Genomic DNA, 15654 nt, shown 5'->3' with positions numbered 1-15654 from the left:
CTACTCCGCGGCTGCGCCGCGCAGCTCGCGCGGCAGGGGGAAGAACACGCTCTCGTCCGCGGTCGAGACCGTCTCGACAGTCACGTCGTAGCGCTCCGCGAAGGCGTCGATGATCTCCTCGACCAGCACCTCGGGGGCGGAGGCGCCGGCCGTGACGCCCAGCGCCCTGATCGAGCCGAACAGCGACCAGTCGATGTCCTGCGCCCGCAGCACCAGCCGGGACACCGGGCAGCCGGCGCGCTCGGCGACTTCCTTGAGCCGCTGCGAATTGGAGGAGTTGGGCGAGCCGACCACCAGCATGGCGTCGACCTTGGGGGCCACGACCTTCACGGCTTCCTGCCGGTTGGTGGTGGCGTAGCAGATGTCTTCCTTGTGGGGGGCGACGATGGCCGGAAAGCGGGCGCGCAGCGCTTCCACGATCTCGCGGGTGTCGTCCACCGACAGCGTCGTCTGCGTCACATAGGCGAGCGTCTGAGGGTCGGGCGGCGCGAGGCGGGCGACGTCCGCGACGGTTTCCACCAGCAGCACCGCGCCGGGCGGCAGTTGCCCCATGGTGCCGACCACCTCGGGATGGCCCGAATGGCCGACCAGCACCACGGTGCGGCCGCGCTTCCAGTGCACCTCGGCCTCGCGGTGCACCTTGGTGACCAGCGGGCAGGTGGCGTCCACGGCGAAGAAGCGCCGCTCGGCGGCCTCGACCGGCACCGCCTTGGCGACGCCGTGGGCGGAAAAGATCACGGGCGCGGAGGTCTCGGGGATCTCGGAGAGTTCATCCACGAACACCGCGCCTTTGCGGCGCAGGCCTTCCACCACGTATTTGTTGTGTACGATTTCGTGGCGCACATACACGGGCGGCCCGTAGAGCCGCAGCGCTTGCTCCACCGCGTCGATGGCCCGCACCACGCCGGCGCAAAAGCCGCGCGGGGCGCAGAGCAGCACCGTGAGGGGCGGCTTCTCGGCGGAAGGGGTCAGGGGCGGTGCGTCGGCGGCCATGGGGCTCTTGTGGCGGCGCGGCGGGGCGAGGTCAAGGCGGGACGCTAGCGGGCGCGCCAGCGGCGGGCGCCGCCGTCAAGCGCGAGCGCCAGCAGGCCGGCGGCGAGGCCCCAGAAGGCGGAGCCGATGCTGAAGGCCGCGTAGCCGGAGGCCGTCACCACCAGCGTCAGCACGGCCGCGAACCGGCGCTGCTCGTCGCCCAGCGCGGCGGCTAGCGCGCCCGTCAGCGGGCCAAGCAGGGCGAGGCCGGCGACAGTCTTCACAAGGTCGCCCGGCAGGGCCGCGAAGATCGCCACCAAGGATGCGCCGAAGGCCGCAAAGACGAGGTAGGTCGCGCCGTAGAACGGCCCGGTCATCCAGCGCTTCTCGGGGTCGGGATGGGCGTCCGGGCCGGTGCAGAGCGCGGCCGTGATGGCGGCGAGGTTGCTGGTGTGGGCGCCCAGCGGCGCGGTCAGCACGGAGGCGAGGCCGGTGACGCCCAGGATGGAGCGCGCCGGGGCGGCGTAGCCGGCCGCCTTCAGCACCGCGAAGCCGGGCAGGTTCTGCGACGCCATGGTGACGATAAACAACGGCAGGCCGAGCCCGACCAGCACGGCCGGCTCGAAGCTGGGCGCGATCCAGGCAACGCTGGTGAAGCCGAGCCCGTCCGGCATCGGCCCGGTGAGGCCGAGCGCATAGCTCAGCGCTCCGCCCGCCGCCAGCACGGCGAGCACCGCCCAGGAGGGGTTCACGAGCCGGGCGACCAGGAAGAGGCCGACCAGCGGCCACACCAGCAGCGGCGCGTGGCCGGCGCTCTCGAACACAGCGAGCACGAAGCGGATCAGCACGCCCGCCAGCATGGCTGCCGCCACCGCGGTGGGAATGCGGCCGATGAGGTCGCCCAGCGGCCGGAACGCCGACGTTAGCAGGATCAGCCCGCCCGCCAGCAGAAACGCGCCCACGGCGGCGTTCATGCCGACTGGCACGGTTGAGGCCGCGATCAGCGCCGCGCCGGGCGTCGACCACGCGGTGATGATCGGGATGCGGTGGCGGATGCTCAGAAACGCGCTTGTCGCCGCCATCGCGAGGCAGAGCCCGGTCACCCAGGACGACGTTTGCGCGGCGTCCGCGCCAGCCGCCCGCGCCGCCTGAACGACGATCGCGAGCGTGCCGCCAAAGCCCACGAGGGCCGCCACGACGGCCGAGATCACGACGGAAGGGCGCATCAGGCGGTCAGAAACGGCAGCAGCGCGGCCAGCGTCGCCTGCGGGTTCTCCTCGGCGAGGAAGTGCCCGGCGTCCACGGCCTCGCCGACGGCCTTCGGCGCGAAGGTCTCGCGCCACGCGTCCAGCGGGCTCGCGCCGGCGGCCGGGATGCCGGCCGCCCCCCAGATCACCGCAACCGGGCAGTCGATGATCTTGCCCGCCGCCCGGTCCTCGCGGTCCTGCGCCAGGTCGGTGGTCGCGCCGGCGCGGTAGTCCTCGCAGCAGGCGTGGATGCGGTCGGGATTGTTGAAGAACGCCCGGTAATGCGCCAGCGCCCGCCCGTCGAAGCCGTCCAGCGACTTTGTCTTGGTCCAGCTCGCCAGCGTGTGGTCGAGCCACGCCACGGGATCCCCGCCGATCGCCTTTTCGGGCACGGGCTCGGGCTGCGCCAGGAACGTCCAGTGATACACCTGCATGGCGCTCTTGGCGTCCATGCGGTCCCACATCAGCAGCGTCGGGACGATGTCGAGCAACGCCAGCCGCTCCACCCGGCCCGGATGGTCCAGCGCCAGCCGGTAGCCGACGCGCGCGCCGCGATCGTGCCCCACGACGGCGAAGCGCACGTGGCCGAGCTCCTGCATCACCGCGACCACGTCGCCCGCCATGGCGCGCTTGGAGTAAACCTCCCGCCCGCCGTCGCCGCGCGGCGCGGTGGACCAGCCATAGCCGCGCAGGTCCATCGCCACCACGGTGAAGCGCTTGGCCAGCTCCGGCGCGATGCGATGCCACATCACGTGCGTCTGCGGAAAGCCGTGGATCAGCGCCAGCGGCGGCCCCTCCCCACCCACCCGGGCGAAGATCTTGCCCGCCTCCGTGTTGATCCACTTGGAGGCGAAGCCGGGGAAGAGGTCGGCGAGATCGGACATGGGAGCCTCGATTGGACCGCGAGCCTCCGGCTCGCCCTGAACGACGGAAAGATGCGAGCCAGGAGGCTCGCGGTCCAGCGCCTAGACGGCGCGCCAGCCAATATCGGTGCGGTTGAAGCCGCCCGGCCAGTCGATTCTGGCGACGCCGTCATAGGCCCGCTTCTGGGCTTCCGCGACCGTGGCGCCCAGCGCCGTGACGGCGAGCACGCGCCCGCCGGAGGCGACCAGCGAGCCGTCCGGCTGCGCCTTGGTGCCGGCGTGGAACACCCGCACGCCTTCCAGCGCCTCGGCGGCCTCGATCCCGCGGATCGGCGTGCCGGTCTCTGGCTTGGCCGGGTAGCCCCTGGCGGCCATCACGACCGTGAGCGCCGCCTCCCGGCTCCAGCCCACGCTCACGTCGCCGAGGCGCCCCTCGGCGGTGGCGAGCAGCAGCTCCACGAGGTCGCCTTGGAGGCGCGGCATCAGCACCTCGCATTCGGGGTCGCCGAAGCGGCAATTGTATTCGATCAGCTTCGGCCCCTCGGCGGTGATCATCAGCCCGGCGAACAGCACGCCCCGAAAGGGCGCGCCGCGGCGCTTCATGGTCGCCACCGTGGGCTCGATGATCTCGGCCATCACGCGGGCCGCCACGGCGTCGGTCACCACCGGCGCCGGCGAGTAGGCGCCCATGCCGCCCGTGTTGGGCCCGGTGTCGCCATCGCCGACCCGCTTGTGATCCTGCGCGGAGGCCAGCGCCAGGGCGCGCTCGCCGTCCACCAGGGCAAAGAAGCTCGCCTCCTCGCCCACCATGCATTCCTCGATCACGACTTCCTCGCCGGCCGCCCCGAGGCCGCCCGAGAACATCATGTCGATCGCGGCCTCGGCCTCCGCCACGGTGGCGGCCACCACCACGCCCTTGCCGGCCGCGAGCCCGTCCGCCTTCACGACGATGGGCGCGCCCTGGGCGCGGATGTAGTCCTTGGCGGGCGCAGGCTCGGTGAAGCGCGCGAAGGCGGCCGTCGGCACGCCGGCCTCGCGGCACATTTCCTTGGTGTAGCTCTTGGAGCCCTCGAGCTGCGCGGCCACGCGCTCCGGCCCGAAGGCCACGATGCCGGCCGCCTTGAGGTCGTCCACGATCCCGGCCACCAGCGGCGCCTCGGGGCCCACCACCACGAACTTGACGCCGATCAGCCGGCAGAAATCCACCACGGCCTTGTGGTCGGTCACGTCCACCACGACGTTCTCGCCGCATTGCGCCGTGCCGGGATTGCCGGGCGCAATGAACAGCTTCTCGCAGCGGGGGCTCTGGGCCAGCTTCCACGCCAGCGCATGCTCGCGCCCGCCGGAGCCGATGAGCAGGATCTTCATGGTGGCCTCCGCCGGGTTGGTTCCTGGCGATGCTTTAGAGCAAGCGGTCGGCGGGTGAAAACGAGAATCTGCGCGCCTCCCTTCTCGCCGGCACGGGGAGAAGGTGGCCTGAAGGGCCGGATGAGGGGAGCGGCTGGGCCACCCTCACCCCAGCCCTCTCCCCGTTCGGCGCGCGAAGCGCGCCCGGGGAGAGGGGCCCGCTGCGGCTGCGGGGCCCGTCGCGCAACTCTCTCCTGCGCAGCGGGGGAGATGTCGCGCCGGCCGACAGAGGGGGCGGCGGAGCGCGGCGATGGCTGGTGTCGGCCGCACCACCGCCCCCTCCCTGCCCTCCCCCGCTGCGCGGGAGAGGGTTCCGCCCCACCGCCCTACCCGCCCGGCGATTCGGCCACTATGCTCGCGCGCATGAACGACACCGTCTCCAACGTCCCCGAATGGTCGGTCAGCGAACTCTCGGGCGCCCTGCGGCGCACGCTGGAGGACGCCTATGGCCATGTGCGCGTGCGGGCCGAGCTCGGCAAGGTCACGGTGCATGGCAGCGGCCATGTCTACCTCGACCTCAAGGACGACAAGTCCTGCCTCGCGGGCGTGATCTGGCGCGGCGCGGCGGCTAAGATGCGGTTCCGGCCCGAGATGGGCATGGAAGTCATCGCCACCGGCAAGATCACGACATTCCCGGGCCAGTCCAAGTACCAGCTCATCATCGACACGCTGGAGCCGGCCGGCGTCGGCGCTCTCCTGGCGCAGATCGAAGAGCGCAAGAAGCGGCTCGCCGCCGAGGGCCTCTTCGACGAAGCCCGCAAGCAGCTGCTGCCCTACCTGCCGGGCGTGATTGGCGTCGTCACCTCGCCCACCGGCGCGGTGATCCGCGACATTCTCCACCGTCTCGCCGACCGGTTCCCGCGCCATGTCGTGGTGTGGCCCGTGCGCGTGCAGGGCGAGACCAGCGCGGCCGAGGTGACGGCCGCCATCCGGGGCTTCAACGCGCTGCCGGAAGGCGGCCCGATCGCGCGGCCGGACCTGCTGATCGTGGCCCGCGGCGGCGGCTCCATCGAGGATCTCTGGGGCTTCAACGACGAAGCCGTGGTGCGCGCCGCCGCCGACAGCATGATCCCGCTGATCTCGGCCGTCGGCCACGAGACCGACTGGACGCTGATCGACTATGCGTCCGACAAGCGCGCTCCCACGCCCACGGGCGCGGCCGAGATGGCGGTGCCGGTGCGCTCCGAGCTCATGGCGAATGTGGGCGACCTCGGCCGGCGCGTCTTGGCCGCGCTGCTGCGCCATCTCGACCGGCGCAAGGCGGACCTGCGCTCCGCCACGCGCGCCCTGCCCGGCCCGGAGGACCTGCTGGCCCTCCCGCGCCAGCGGCTCGACCTCGCGGGCGGCAAGCTCGCGCACGCGCTGGCCGCCAACGCCCGCCGGCACGAGGCGCGGCTGTCGGAGGCCGCCCGCAAGCTCGCGGGGCTTTCGCCGCAGGCGCGGCTGGCCGGCATGCGGGCCAAGCTGGATGGGCTGGAGAAGCGCCTGGCCGCCGCCAAGGACGCCAACCTGCGGGCCGAGAAGCAGCGCCTAGCGCAGCGCCTCGAGCGCATCGCCGCTCTCGGGCAACGCGCGGACCGCGCCCTTTTGGTGCTCGTCGCCCGCCGCCGCGAGCGGCTGGAGCGGCTCGAAGGCCGGCCTGGCCGCGCCGTGGCGGCCACGGTGGAGCGCCGGCGCGAAACCCTCGGCCGCGTGGTGCAGCTGCTCGATAGCTACGACTACAAGCAGGTTCTGCGCCGCGGCTACGCGCTGGTGCACGGCCCGGACGGGCATCTGGTGCGGGAAGCCGCGCAGGTGGCCGGCGGAACGATGCTCGACATTGAATTCGCGGACGGCCGCGTGAAAGCCGTCGCGGGCGACAATCCCCGCCCCCGCGCGGCCAAGCCGAAGACCCCCGAGCCCGCCGGCCAGGGCAGCCTGTTCGGCGGGTGACTGACTGAGACTCCCAGTTTCGGTGAGGCTCCACTCTCTCCGTCATCCCCGGCGGCGCGGAGCGCCGGAAAGGGGATCCAGAGGTGAGCGCCTTTGCTCTGGATCCCCTTCCCGACCTGCTGCGCAGGCCGCCGGGGATGACGGTGGAGAGACGGCGATCTCTGTCCCGATCACCGGACCCACCATGACCGCCTCGCCGTCATCGCGAGCGCAGCGAAGCAATCCAGTCTAACGGCCAGCCACTTAGGCTGGATTGCTTCGCCTCCGGCTCGCAATGACGGCAGGTGACGGAGACGCCGCAGCCCCACCCTCCCCTCAGGGGGAGGGTCGACCCGTGCATTCACGCCTGCGAGGTCATCTCGCGGTTGCGGTGGACGACCGGGCGGTCGGGAAGGCAGGTGGTCTTGCGGCGCTGGAGGAAGCGCGGGCGGCGGTTGCGCAGCAGGGCGGTGCGGCGCCGGTAGCGAAAGAGGCCCATCGCAACGGGGCCGCAATGCTCGTAGGGCTGCAGCACGGAGCCGTCCTGGCGCTGCACCATGAGGGGCAAGCCGAGGTCGAGCGCGGTGCGGCGCCAGAGCGCCACCACGGCGGCGTCGTCCTGCGCCGAATACAGGATCTGCATCGGCCTTCCGTCGGCGTAGCAGAGGTGGATGTCGTAGAAATCGCCAGGGACTTCGCTTTGCGCCAGCAGCACGCCCGAGGCGGCGCGCGCCACCGTGCGACGGCGCGCCGCCGGGCCGCTGAGCGGCGTCATGTCGGCGAGCGGACCCTCGACGAGGCAGCGCACCGGACGTGTTTCGTCGGGGCCGGTCCCTGCGAGCCGCACGCGGCGGCCCGCAGGGCTGGCCTGCTCCTGCATCCATGTCATCGACGTCTCCCAAGACGCTGGCGGCCCATTGTTTTTCGGGTCCGACCACTTGCCGACGATCATGCTCCCGAGCGTCTCGGAATCGCTTAAAAGGGGTGGTTAACGGGGCTCTGCGAGCCGGTTAACGGCCGTTTTCCCTACCGGTCCCTTGCAGCGTGGCCTGAGCTTGCCGCGTTGCAGCATCGAGGCTAGAAGACAGCGCTCCCCCGAACTGGAAACCAGCATGGCCCCCAAGCCGAGCCACATCCCGGAAGGCGCGCTCGAAGCCGCCCGTGCGGCCGCGATCGAGGGCGGGAAACTCGCCCTTTCGTTTTTCCGGCACGGCGCCGCGACGTCGGCCGACGTCAGCTACAAGGACGGCGGCTCGCCCGTCACGGAGGCCGACCTCGCGGTCGACCGCTTCCTGAAGGCGCGCCTGATGGATCTCGCGCCTCATTTCGGCTGGTTGTCGGAGGAGACCGCCGACGATCCGTCGCGACTCGACCGCCGCCACGTCTGGGTGGTGGACCCGATTGACGGCACGCGCTCCTTCGCGCGCGGCGACACGGACTGGACGATCGCGCTCGGCCTCGTCGAGGACGGGATCGCGGTGGCGGGCTTCGTGTACGCGCCCGTCCAGGACGTGATGTACGAGGCGCTGCCCGGCGGGCCGGCGCTCCGCAACGGCGCGCCGATCCGGGCCTCCGGCCATGGCGCGATCGCGCAAGCCCGCATCGCCGGGCCGGGCCCGATCCTGGACGCCATGGAGGCGGCGCGCACGCCGTTCCGGCGCATGCCGCGCATCCACTCGCTCGCCTATCGGCTCGTGCATGTCGCCGACGGCTCGGTGGACGGCGCGCTGGCGAGCGGCAAGGCGCATGACTGGGACCTTGCGGCCGCGCACGCCATCGTGACGGCGGCCGGGGCCGTGATCGAGACGCCATCCGGCGTTTCGCCGACATACAACCGCACCAGCACGATGCATGAGCCCATCGCGGTGGCCGGCGCCGCGCTCGCGGGCGACCTCGCGCGGCTCCTGTCCGCCGGCCCGATCGCCAGGGCGGCGGGCCACAAGGACGCCATCGCGGGGCTCTAGCCCCCCACCCCGTTTGCGCAACCAGCGTCAAGGACCCGACCGATGACCGATACCCCCGCCAAGCAACTGCCGCATCTCGTGTTCGGCGGCGAACTCGTGACCCTGGACGGAACCGAATTCCGGGATCTTACCAAGCTCGACATCGTGGGCGTTTTCCCGAACTATGCGTCGGCGCACGCGGCCTGGAAGGCCAAGGCCCAGTCCACGGTCGACAATGCCCACATGCGCTATTTCATCGTGCACCTGCACCGGTTGCTCGATCCGTCGGAGACGGCCGCGGCGCGCTGAGGCGGGCCGGCGCCAAACACGCCCATGTTGAAGTCCATCGGACGATCGCAGGCCGTGCAGACCGCCGTGGGGCGCCTGCTCGCCGGCTACCTGCGCCTCGTCAAGCGCACCAACCGCTTCACGGTGGATCCGCCGGACCTTTTCGCCCGGCTCGACGCCGAGGCGCCCTATATCTGCGCGCTCTGGCATGGGCAGCACTTCATGATCCCGCTCGGCAAGCGGCCGCAGGACCGCTACGCGGTGCTGATCTCCCGCCATGGCGACGGCGGCATCAACGCGGCCGCCTGCGAGAGCTTCGGCATCCGGCCGATCCGGGCTTCCGGCGGCCAGCCGTCCAAGATGCACAAACGCGGCGGGGTCTATGGGCTGCGCGAGATGCTGCGGGCGCTGGCGGGCGGCGACAGCGTCACGCTCACGGCCGACGTGCCCAAGACGGCCCGCGTGGCCGGGCTCGGGATCGTCACGCTGGCGCGCCTTTCCGGCCGCCCCATCATCCCGGCCGCCGTGGTCACCAGCCGCCGCCTCACCCTCGCCAACTGGGACAGGACTTCGATTGGGTTGCCGTTCGGGCGCGGGGTCGTGGCCGTGGGCGAGCCCATCCGGGTGGCCGCGGACGCGGACGCGGGGGCGCTGGAGGCCGCGCGGGCGCGGCTGGAGCGCGCGCTCGACGACGTGCACGCCCGCGCGTACGCGCTGGTGGGCGGACACGACCCCGGGGCCGCGCTGCGCCCGCAGGAGCGCGCCGCGTGAGCACGCCCCTGAGCCTGCGCGCCTACATGGCCGGCACGCGCCTGCTGGGCCCGTTCACGCGCCTGCTGCTGCAGGCCCGGGCCCGCCGGGGCAAGGAGGAGCGCACCCGCGTGGGCGAGCGCCGGGGCGAGCCCTCCCTCGCGCGCCCGCGCGGGCGCGTCGCCTGGCTGCACGGCGCCAGCGTGGGCGAGACGCTCTCGCTCCTGCCCGTGGTGGAGCGCCTGACCCAGCGCGGGCTCGCCGTGCTGGTGACGTCGGGCACGGTCACGTCCGCGCGCCTGCTGGAGCGCCGCCTGCCCGCCGGCGCGTTCCACCAGTTCGCGCCTCTGGACGTGCCCGCCTACGTGCGCCGCTTCCTCGACCACTGGCAGCCCGACCTGGTGCTGATCGCGGAGTCGGAGATCTGGCCCAACATGCTGGTGGACGTCGACCGGCGGGGCATTCCGCTGGTGCTCGTGAACGCCCGCATGTCGGAGCGCAGCTTCCGGCGCTGGCAGCGCATGGGCGGGATGATCGAGGCCGTGCTGGGGCGCTTCGACCTGTGCCTGGCGCAGTCGCCCGGCGACGCCGACAGGCTCGCACGGCTGGGCGCGCCCCGGGTGGGCGTGGTCGGGAACCTGAAGTTCGACGTGCCGCCGCCGCCGGCCGATCCGCTGCGGGTGTCGGCCCTGAGCGGATTGATCGCTGGCCGGCCGTGCTGGATCGCGGCCTCCACGCATCCGGGCGAGGACGAGATCGTCGCCGCCGTGCACCGCGCCATCGCGCCGCATTTTCCCGGCCTTCTCACCATCATCGCGCCGCGCCACCCGCAGCGTGGCGACGAGATTGCGGCCGTGGCGGGGGATTTCGAGCTGCGCGCCGCGCAGCGCTCCAGGGGGCTGGAGCCCGACACCAGCGTCGATCTCTACATCGCCGACACCATGGGCGAGCTCGGCCTGTTCTACCGCATCGCCCCGGTGGTGTTCGTCGGGAAGTCGCTGGTGGGCGACGGGGGCCAGAATCCGATCGAGCCGGCCAAGCTCGGCGCCGCCATCCTGCACGGCCCGCACGTGCAGAACTTCGCCGACGTCTATGCGGCGCTGGACCGCGACGGCGGCGCGCTGGCGGTTCCCGACGCACAGCAGCTCGCCAACACGCTGATGCGCCTGCTCGGCGATGGCATGCGGATGCGCAAGATGGCGCGCGCCGCCGCCGCCACAGTGGATTCCTTTGGCGGCGGCGTGGATCGCACCATGGCTGCGGTGGAGCCTTACCTGATGCAGATGCACCTGGAGGAGCGCTGATGCGCGCTCCCGCCTTTTGGCGGAACCGGGGGCCGGCCGCGCGCCTGCTCGCCCCGCTCGGGTGGATCTACGGCGCGGCGACCGCGGTCCGGATGAAGCGCATCGGCGAACGCGTCGGCGTTCCGGTGGTATGCATCGGCAATTTCACGGCCGGCGGCGCCGGCAAAACCCCGACCGCGCTTGCGGCGGCGGACCGCCTTGCCGCACTGGGCCGGAGTCCCGCCTTTCTGTCCCGCGGCTATGGCGGCAAGGTGCGCGAGCCGACCCGGGTCGACCTCGCCCGGCACCGGCACGATTTCACCGGCGACGAGCCGTTGTTGCTGGCGCGCCGCGCCCCCACGGTGGTGTCGCCGGACCGCGTCGGCGGTGCGCGGCTGGCCGCGGCGCTGGGCGACGTCGTAATCATGGACGACGGACTGCAGAACCCCTCGCTCGCCAAGGACCTCCGGATCGCCGTGGTGGACGGCGCGGCGGGCGTGGGCAATGGGCTGTGCCTTCCTGCAGGGCCGTTGCGGGCCCCTCTCGCCAGCCAACTCGGCCAGGTGGACGCCGTGCTGGTGATCGGGCCGGGCGCGCCCGGCGAGGCCGTCGCGGCCGAGGCTGCCGCGCGCGGCGTTCCTGTGCTGTTTGCCGATCTCGCGCCCGATCCGCGAGCCGTGGCGGCCCTGAAGCGCAAAAAAGTGCTGGCCTTCGCGGGCATCGGCCGGCCAGAGAAGATGTTCGCGACGCTGCGCGACGCCGGCGTGCGGGTGGTGGAGGAACAACCATTTCCCGATCACCACGCCTTTACGCGCGGCGAAGTGGCGCGGCTGCTCTCACGGGCGCGCCGCAAGGATTTCCTCGTGGTGACCACAGCCAAGGACGAGGTGCGGCTCGCGGGCCTGCTCGCCCCCGGCGAGGAACGAGAGATCCACGTGCTCCCGGTGACGCTGCGGTTCCGCGACCCGGCCGCCGCCGACCGGCTCTTCGCGGCGGCCCTGGAGCGTTGGGCGCTCAGCTCTTCCGGGTGACGCCGAGCCGCTCCAGCGCGGCCTCGCGGGAAGCGTAGGCCTCCTGCAGGTCGACGTCCCAGTAGCGGAGCTCGTCGACAGGAATCTGCTGGCGCGTGACGGCGCAGCGCACGAAGGCGCCCGGCTTCACGACGCGAAAATCCCCGTCGAGATATTCCACGACCGCCTCGCCCTGCACGGGCCCACGGCGTTCGAAACGGTTCAGCACAGGCATCACTCCTGCTCGATCTTGCGGACGCCGCCGGGACCGGCGATGCTGGCGTCAAGGGTCCGCGCTGTGTACCGCAGCGCGAGGCCCCATCCAAGCCTCCCGTCCAAAACCCGGTGTTCGATTGATGCGTCTCGCCGCCCTGCTTCCGGCGCTGTTGTGGATGACGGCCGCGGCTGCCCACCCGGCGACGGTCCGCGCGGCCGGGCCGGAGCGCATCCGCCTGCCGGGATCTGACGTGGTGCTGGCCGCCGCCCTCTACAAGCCGGCCGGCCTGGGGCCGTTCCCGGCCGTGGTGGCCCTCCATGGTTGCGGCGGGCTCTTTCTGCGCAACGGCGCCATCGCGCCGCGCGACGCCGACTGGGCTGAGCGTCTGGTCGGCCTGGGCTTTGTGGTGCTGATGCCCGACAGCTACGGCCCGCGCGCCCAAGGGCCGCAGTGCCGCAACCGCGAACGCGTCGTCCGCCCCAATCACCAGCGGCAAAGCGACGCCCATGCGGCGCGGCGCTGGCTGCAGGCCCAGCCTTACGTCAAGCCCGAGGCCGTCAACATCCTCGGCTGGTCCAACGGCGCCTCGACGACGCTCTACGCCATCCGGGACGCCAAGACGGACCGCGCCGCCATGGGGGACGGCCCGGACTTCGCCCGCGCGGTGGCGTTCTATCCCGGCTGTCGGACACTGGCGGCCACCGGCCACTACAAGCCGCGCCTGCCCCTGCTGATCCTGGTCGGCGAGGACGACGACTGGACGCCCCCGGACGCCTGCCGTCGCCTCGTCGAACAGGCCAAGGCGGCCGGCCGCAACGCCACCCTGGTGACGTACCCCGACGCCGTGCACGATTTCGACCACCCCAACCTCGAAGTCGTCACCCGCCGCGGCCTCGCCTACACGGCCTCCGACAGCGGCGAAGCCCGCGCCGGCACCAACCCGGCCGGCCGCGAGGACGCGATCAAGCGGGTGCCGGCGTTTTTGGCGCGGTGAGGGGTTGTTTGCGCGAATGGCGGGCGTCCCCTCGCGTCATTGCGAGCCGGAGGGCGAAGCAATCCAGTCTGACGCCCGGCCCTTAGGTCTGGATTGCTTCGCTGCGCTCGCAATGACGGCGAGGCGGCGGCGAGGCGCTCAGAGGGTGCGGACGGCGGCGTCCAGGGCGAGGCCGGCGAAGAGGAGGAGGCCGGCGTCGCGGTTGGAGCGGAAGAGGCGGAGGGCGACGGCGCCGTCGGCTTTGCGCAGGACGCGGACTTGCCAAAAGAGGTGCGTGGCGAAGGCTATGAGGCCGATATAGGCCCAGACCCCCAGATGGGCGCTGCGGATGGCGGCGGCCGCGAACACGATGGCGAAGAGGTAGAGCGCCCCGATCGCCTCGCGCGCATGGGCGCCGAACATGCGGGCCGTGGACTTGATGCCCGCGATCACGTCGTCTTCCAGGTCCTGGATGGCGTAGACGGTGTCGTAGCCCATCGTCCACGCGATGGCGGCCGCATACAGAAACACCGCCGGCCAGCCGAGCGCGCCGTAATGCGCCGCCCAGCCCATGAGGCCGCCCCACGCGAAGGCGAGCCCCAGCACGGCCTGCGGCCACGAGGTGATGCGCTTCATGAATGGGTAGATCAGCACGAAAACCAGCGATGCGAAGCCGGTCGCGATCGCGAAGCGGTTGAACTGCAGCAGAACCGCCAGGCCAACTCCGCACTGGGCGAGCAGGAACCACGCCGCCTGCCGGGCCGTGACCTGTCCGGACGGAATTGGCCGGTTGCGGGTGCGCTCCACTTGGCGGTCGAGGTCGCGGTCGATGATGTCGTTGTAGGTGGAGCCGGCGCCGCGCATCGCCACGGCCCCGATCCAGAACAGCGCGAGCGTGAGAATGGACGGAGGGCCGGAGCCGTCGGCGCCCGCCGCGGCGGCGGCGGACCACCAGCAGGGCAGCAGCAGCAGCCACCAGCCAATGGGCCGGTCGATGCGGGCGAGACGAAGATAGGGCCGCCACGCGGCCGGCGCGTAGCTATCGACGAGGTTGCCGCGCGGCGCGTCCGGGAGAACCGGGCCGGCCGCGGACGGGCTGTCCGTCACAGAGCGCCCTGGGGCATCTTGATGGGGCCGCCGACGACATCGTCGCCGCCGCCGAACAGGCCCGGCGCCTGCGGCCCGCCGCCGCCGCGCTTGGCCTGGGCTTCCATCTTCTTCTGCATGGCGGCCGCCTGGCAGGCGTTGGCCTTGGCCTTGTTCACCTGGGCCGACTGCTGCGTGATCGTCTCGGTGACCTGCGGAGGCACCTGACACCAGTCCGCGTTGGTCTTCAGCCAGGGCAGCACCTTGGCGCCATTGGCCGCGAGGCTCGTGAATACGCTGCAGGCTTCGGCCGCGGTCGGCTTCTTCTTGGCAAAATTGGTGGCGCGCTGCAGAAGAGCCCCGCGCTGCTGCAGCAGCGGGCCGATGGACGCGCAATCGGACGCCGCCGCCTGCGCGTGAGCCTGCGAGCCGAACGACGCCAGCGCGGCGCCGCCCATCATCACGGCGAGCGCGAACCTGACCGCCAACCGCGCACGCACATCCGCCGAGACCATGCTTCGTCCCCTGTTTACCATCGAGGTTCCTTACCAGCATGAGGCGAAGCGGCGCAATCGTCCGCGCGCAGCCTCACGCGATTTGCGGTGGGCGGAGCGACCGCCTCCCTGACGTCTAAGCCGCCGGCGTCTCCAATGCCCCTCATCCTGAGGAGCGGGCCCGCTTGGGCCTGCGTCTCGAAGGACGAGGGGTCCAGTGCGCTCGATCATGCGCTGATCCTGGAGTCCCTCGTCCTTCGAGACGCATCGCCAAGGGGCGATGCTCCTCAGGATGAGGGGATTGTTGGTCGCCGCAACGAAGAAGAGCTTTCGACCTTTCGTTGGGAGTTCAGCCGGTCCTAGCGCGAGAAAACGGCTGAAATCCGGACGGCGCGGCTTTATGAGGGGCGCTTCCAGGAGAGCCGCCGTGGCCGCTTATGATTTTCGCGCGCACCGCATTTTCGTCGACGCCGCGCTGGCGGCCGGCCAGACGCTGGCGCTGGAGCGCGATCCCTCGCATTACCTTCTGAACGTGCTGCGCATGCAGGAGGGCGACCGCTTCCTCGTGTTCAACGGGCGCGACGGCGAGTTCCTGGCCCGGATCGGCAAGGGCTCCAAGAAGGCCGCGGCGGCCGAGATCGCCGAGCAGACGCGGCCGCAGCCGGCGCCAGGCGACCTCCATTACCTGTTCGCGCCGCTGAAGCATGCGCGGCTCGACTACATGCTGCAGAAGGCCGTCGAGATGGGGGCGAGCCGGATCCAGCCCGTGGTCACGCGGCACACGCAGGTGTCGCGGGTCAACATCGAGCGCATGCGGGCCAATGTGGTGGAGGCCGCCGAGCAATGCGGCGTGCTGTGCGTGCCGGAGGTCGCGGACGAGGTCCGGATCGACCGGCTGCTGGGCGACTGGGATCCATCACGATTAATGATCTTCTGCGACGAAGACGCTGAAGTTGCAGACCCGCTTTCGGCGCTGAGGGGGGTTGAGCCCGGGCCGGCCGCGATCCTGATCGGCCCCGAGGGCGGGTTTTCGCCGGAGGAGCGCGCCCAATTGCTGCGCCTGCCCCGGCTCCTGCGTCTTTCGCTGGGGCCGCGTATCCTGCGCGCCGACACGGCCGCGGTGGCCGCGCTGGCGCTTGTCCAGGCGACGCTCGGCGACTGGCGCTCCTAAAAAAGGGCCCCGCCGTGAAGCGGGGCCCCAGGAGCGGCT

The 15654-nt window shown here is 71.8% G+C and carries 16 protein-coding genes; 8 read left to right on the top strand and 8 right to left on the bottom strand.

Annotation, left to right across the window (positions count from 1 at the left end):
- The 4 genes from ispH to purD all read right to left on the bottom strand — a co-directional run bounded on the left by ispH (position 1) and on the right by purD (position 4450).
- On the bottom strand, positions 1 to 993 hold the full coding sequence (gene ispH, locus IEV99_RS04710) for a 4-hydroxy-3-methylbut-2-enyl diphosphate reductase (protein ID WP_188516543.1): 993 nt from the start codon (positions 991 to 993) through the stop codon (positions 1 to 3).
- Positions 994 to 1037: 44 nt separating this feature from the next.
- The gene (locus IEV99_RS04705) at positions 1038 to 2198 is read right to left on the bottom strand and encodes a benzoate/H(+) symporter BenE family transporter (protein WP_188516542.1); all 1161 of its coding nucleotides are present in this window, start codon (positions 2196 to 2198) and stop codon (positions 1038 to 1040) included.
- Entirely contained in the window at positions 2198 to 3103 is a 906-nt protein-coding gene (locus IEV99_RS04700) for an alpha/beta fold hydrolase (RefSeq protein WP_188516541.1), read from the bottom strand. Before IEV99_RS04700 ends, IEV99_RS04705 begins: the two co-directional genes overlap by 1 nt.
- 81 nt (positions 3104 to 3184) lie before the next feature.
- The gene (purD, locus tag IEV99_RS04695) at positions 3185 to 4450 is read right to left on the bottom strand and encodes a phosphoribosylamine--glycine ligase (protein WP_188516540.1); all 1266 of its coding nucleotides are present in this window, start codon (positions 4448 to 4450) and stop codon (positions 3185 to 3187) included.
- Positions 4451 to 4852: 402 nt separating this feature from the next.
- Here purD and xseA point away from each other — a divergent pair, with 402 nt between their 5' ends.
- On the top strand, positions 4853 to 6421 hold the full coding sequence (xseA, locus tag IEV99_RS04690; protein WP_188516539.1) for an exodeoxyribonuclease VII large subunit: 1569 nt from the start codon (positions 4853 to 4855) through the stop codon (positions 6419 to 6421).
- A 340-nt stretch (positions 6422 to 6761) separates the two neighbouring features.
- Here the strand turns inward: xseA and IEV99_RS04685 are convergent, their stop codons facing one another.
- Positions 6762 to 7289, bottom strand: a complete 528-nt coding sequence (locus IEV99_RS04685) for a DUF6101 family protein (protein WP_188516538.1) — start codon at positions 7287 to 7289, stop codon at positions 6762 to 6764.
- Positions 7290 to 7512: 223 nt separating this feature from the next.
- Between IEV99_RS04685 and IEV99_RS04680 the strand changes: the two genes are divergently transcribed.
- Genes IEV99_RS04680 through lpxK form a run of 5 tightly spaced genes read left to right on the top strand, consistent with a single transcriptional unit; the run spans position 7513 to position 11695 of the window.
- On the top strand, positions 7513 to 8364 hold the full coding sequence (locus IEV99_RS04680) for an inositol monophosphatase family protein (RefSeq protein WP_188516537.1): 852 nt from the start codon (positions 7513 to 7515) through the stop codon (positions 8362 to 8364).
- A 42-nt stretch (positions 8365 to 8406) separates the two neighbouring features.
- Entirely contained in the window at positions 8407 to 8652 is a 246-nt protein-coding gene (locus tag IEV99_RS04675; RefSeq protein WP_188516536.1) for a DUF4170 domain-containing protein, read from the top strand.
- Positions 8653 to 8676: 24 nt separating this feature from the next.
- A complete protein-coding gene (locus IEV99_RS04670) occupies positions 8677 to 9402 on the top strand; it encodes a lysophospholipid acyltransferase family protein (protein WP_188516535.1) in 726 nt (241 codons plus the stop codon).
- Between the two features lie 26 nt (positions 9403 to 9428).
- Complete coding sequence (locus tag IEV99_RS04665; protein WP_188517649.1) at positions 9429 to 10685, top strand: 3-deoxy-D-manno-octulosonic acid transferase; 1257 nt, start codon at positions 9429 to 9431, stop codon at positions 10683 to 10685.
- A complete protein-coding gene (gene lpxK, locus IEV99_RS04660; RefSeq protein WP_188516534.1) occupies positions 10685 to 11695 on the top strand; it encodes a tetraacyldisaccharide 4'-kinase in 1011 nt (336 codons plus the stop codon). The genes IEV99_RS04665 and lpxK overlap by 1 nt, the downstream gene beginning before the upstream one ends.
- Here lpxK and IEV99_RS04655 read toward each other — a convergent pair.
- Positions 11679 to 11900, bottom strand: coding sequence for a DUF2093 domain-containing protein (locus tag IEV99_RS04655; RefSeq protein ID WP_188517648.1), 222 nt, complete (start codon positions 11898 to 11900; stop codon positions 11679 to 11681). The two genes, lpxK and IEV99_RS04655, sit on opposite strands and share 17 nt — an antisense overlap.
- 130 nt (positions 11901 to 12030) lie before the next feature.
- Between IEV99_RS04655 and IEV99_RS04650 the strand changes: the two genes are divergently transcribed.
- On the top strand, positions 12031 to 12885 hold the full coding sequence (locus tag IEV99_RS04650) for a dienelactone hydrolase family protein (protein ID WP_188516533.1): 855 nt from the start codon (positions 12031 to 12033) through the stop codon (positions 12883 to 12885).
- A 138-nt stretch (positions 12886 to 13023) separates the two neighbouring features.
- On the opposite strand, the gene ubiA is transcribed toward IEV99_RS04650, so the two are convergent.
- Positions 13024 to 13971 (bottom strand): 4-hydroxybenzoate octaprenyltransferase, encoded by a 948-nt coding sequence (gene ubiA, locus IEV99_RS23720; RefSeq protein WP_244643555.1) that lies wholly within the window; start codon positions 13969 to 13971, stop codon positions 13024 to 13026.
- Positions 13968 to 14465 carry a hypothetical protein gene (locus IEV99_RS23715; RefSeq protein ID WP_244643553.1) on the bottom strand — a complete coding sequence of 166 codons (498 nt, stop codon included), beginning with the start codon at positions 14463 to 14465 and terminating at the stop codon, positions 13968 to 13970. Before IEV99_RS23715 ends, ubiA begins: the two co-directional genes overlap by 4 nt.
- Positions 14466 to 14871: 406 nt before the next feature.
- Between IEV99_RS23715 and IEV99_RS04640 the strand changes: the two genes are divergently transcribed.
- The gene (locus IEV99_RS04640) at positions 14872 to 15615 is read left to right on the top strand and encodes a 16S rRNA (uracil(1498)-N(3))-methyltransferase (RefSeq protein ID WP_188516531.1); all 744 of its coding nucleotides are present in this window, start codon (positions 14872 to 14874) and stop codon (positions 15613 to 15615) included.
- The last annotated feature ends 39 nt before the right edge of the window (positions 15616 to 15654 follow it).

It is taken from the genome of Alsobacter metallidurans, from assembly GCF_014636935.1.
Classification (GTDB): Bacteria; Pseudomonadota; Alphaproteobacteria; order Rhizobiales; family Beijerinckiaceae; genus Alsobacter; species Alsobacter metallidurans.
The sequence above is the reverse complement of the archived record's forward strand: the minus strand, read 5'-3'. Positions and strand labels throughout refer to the sequence as shown.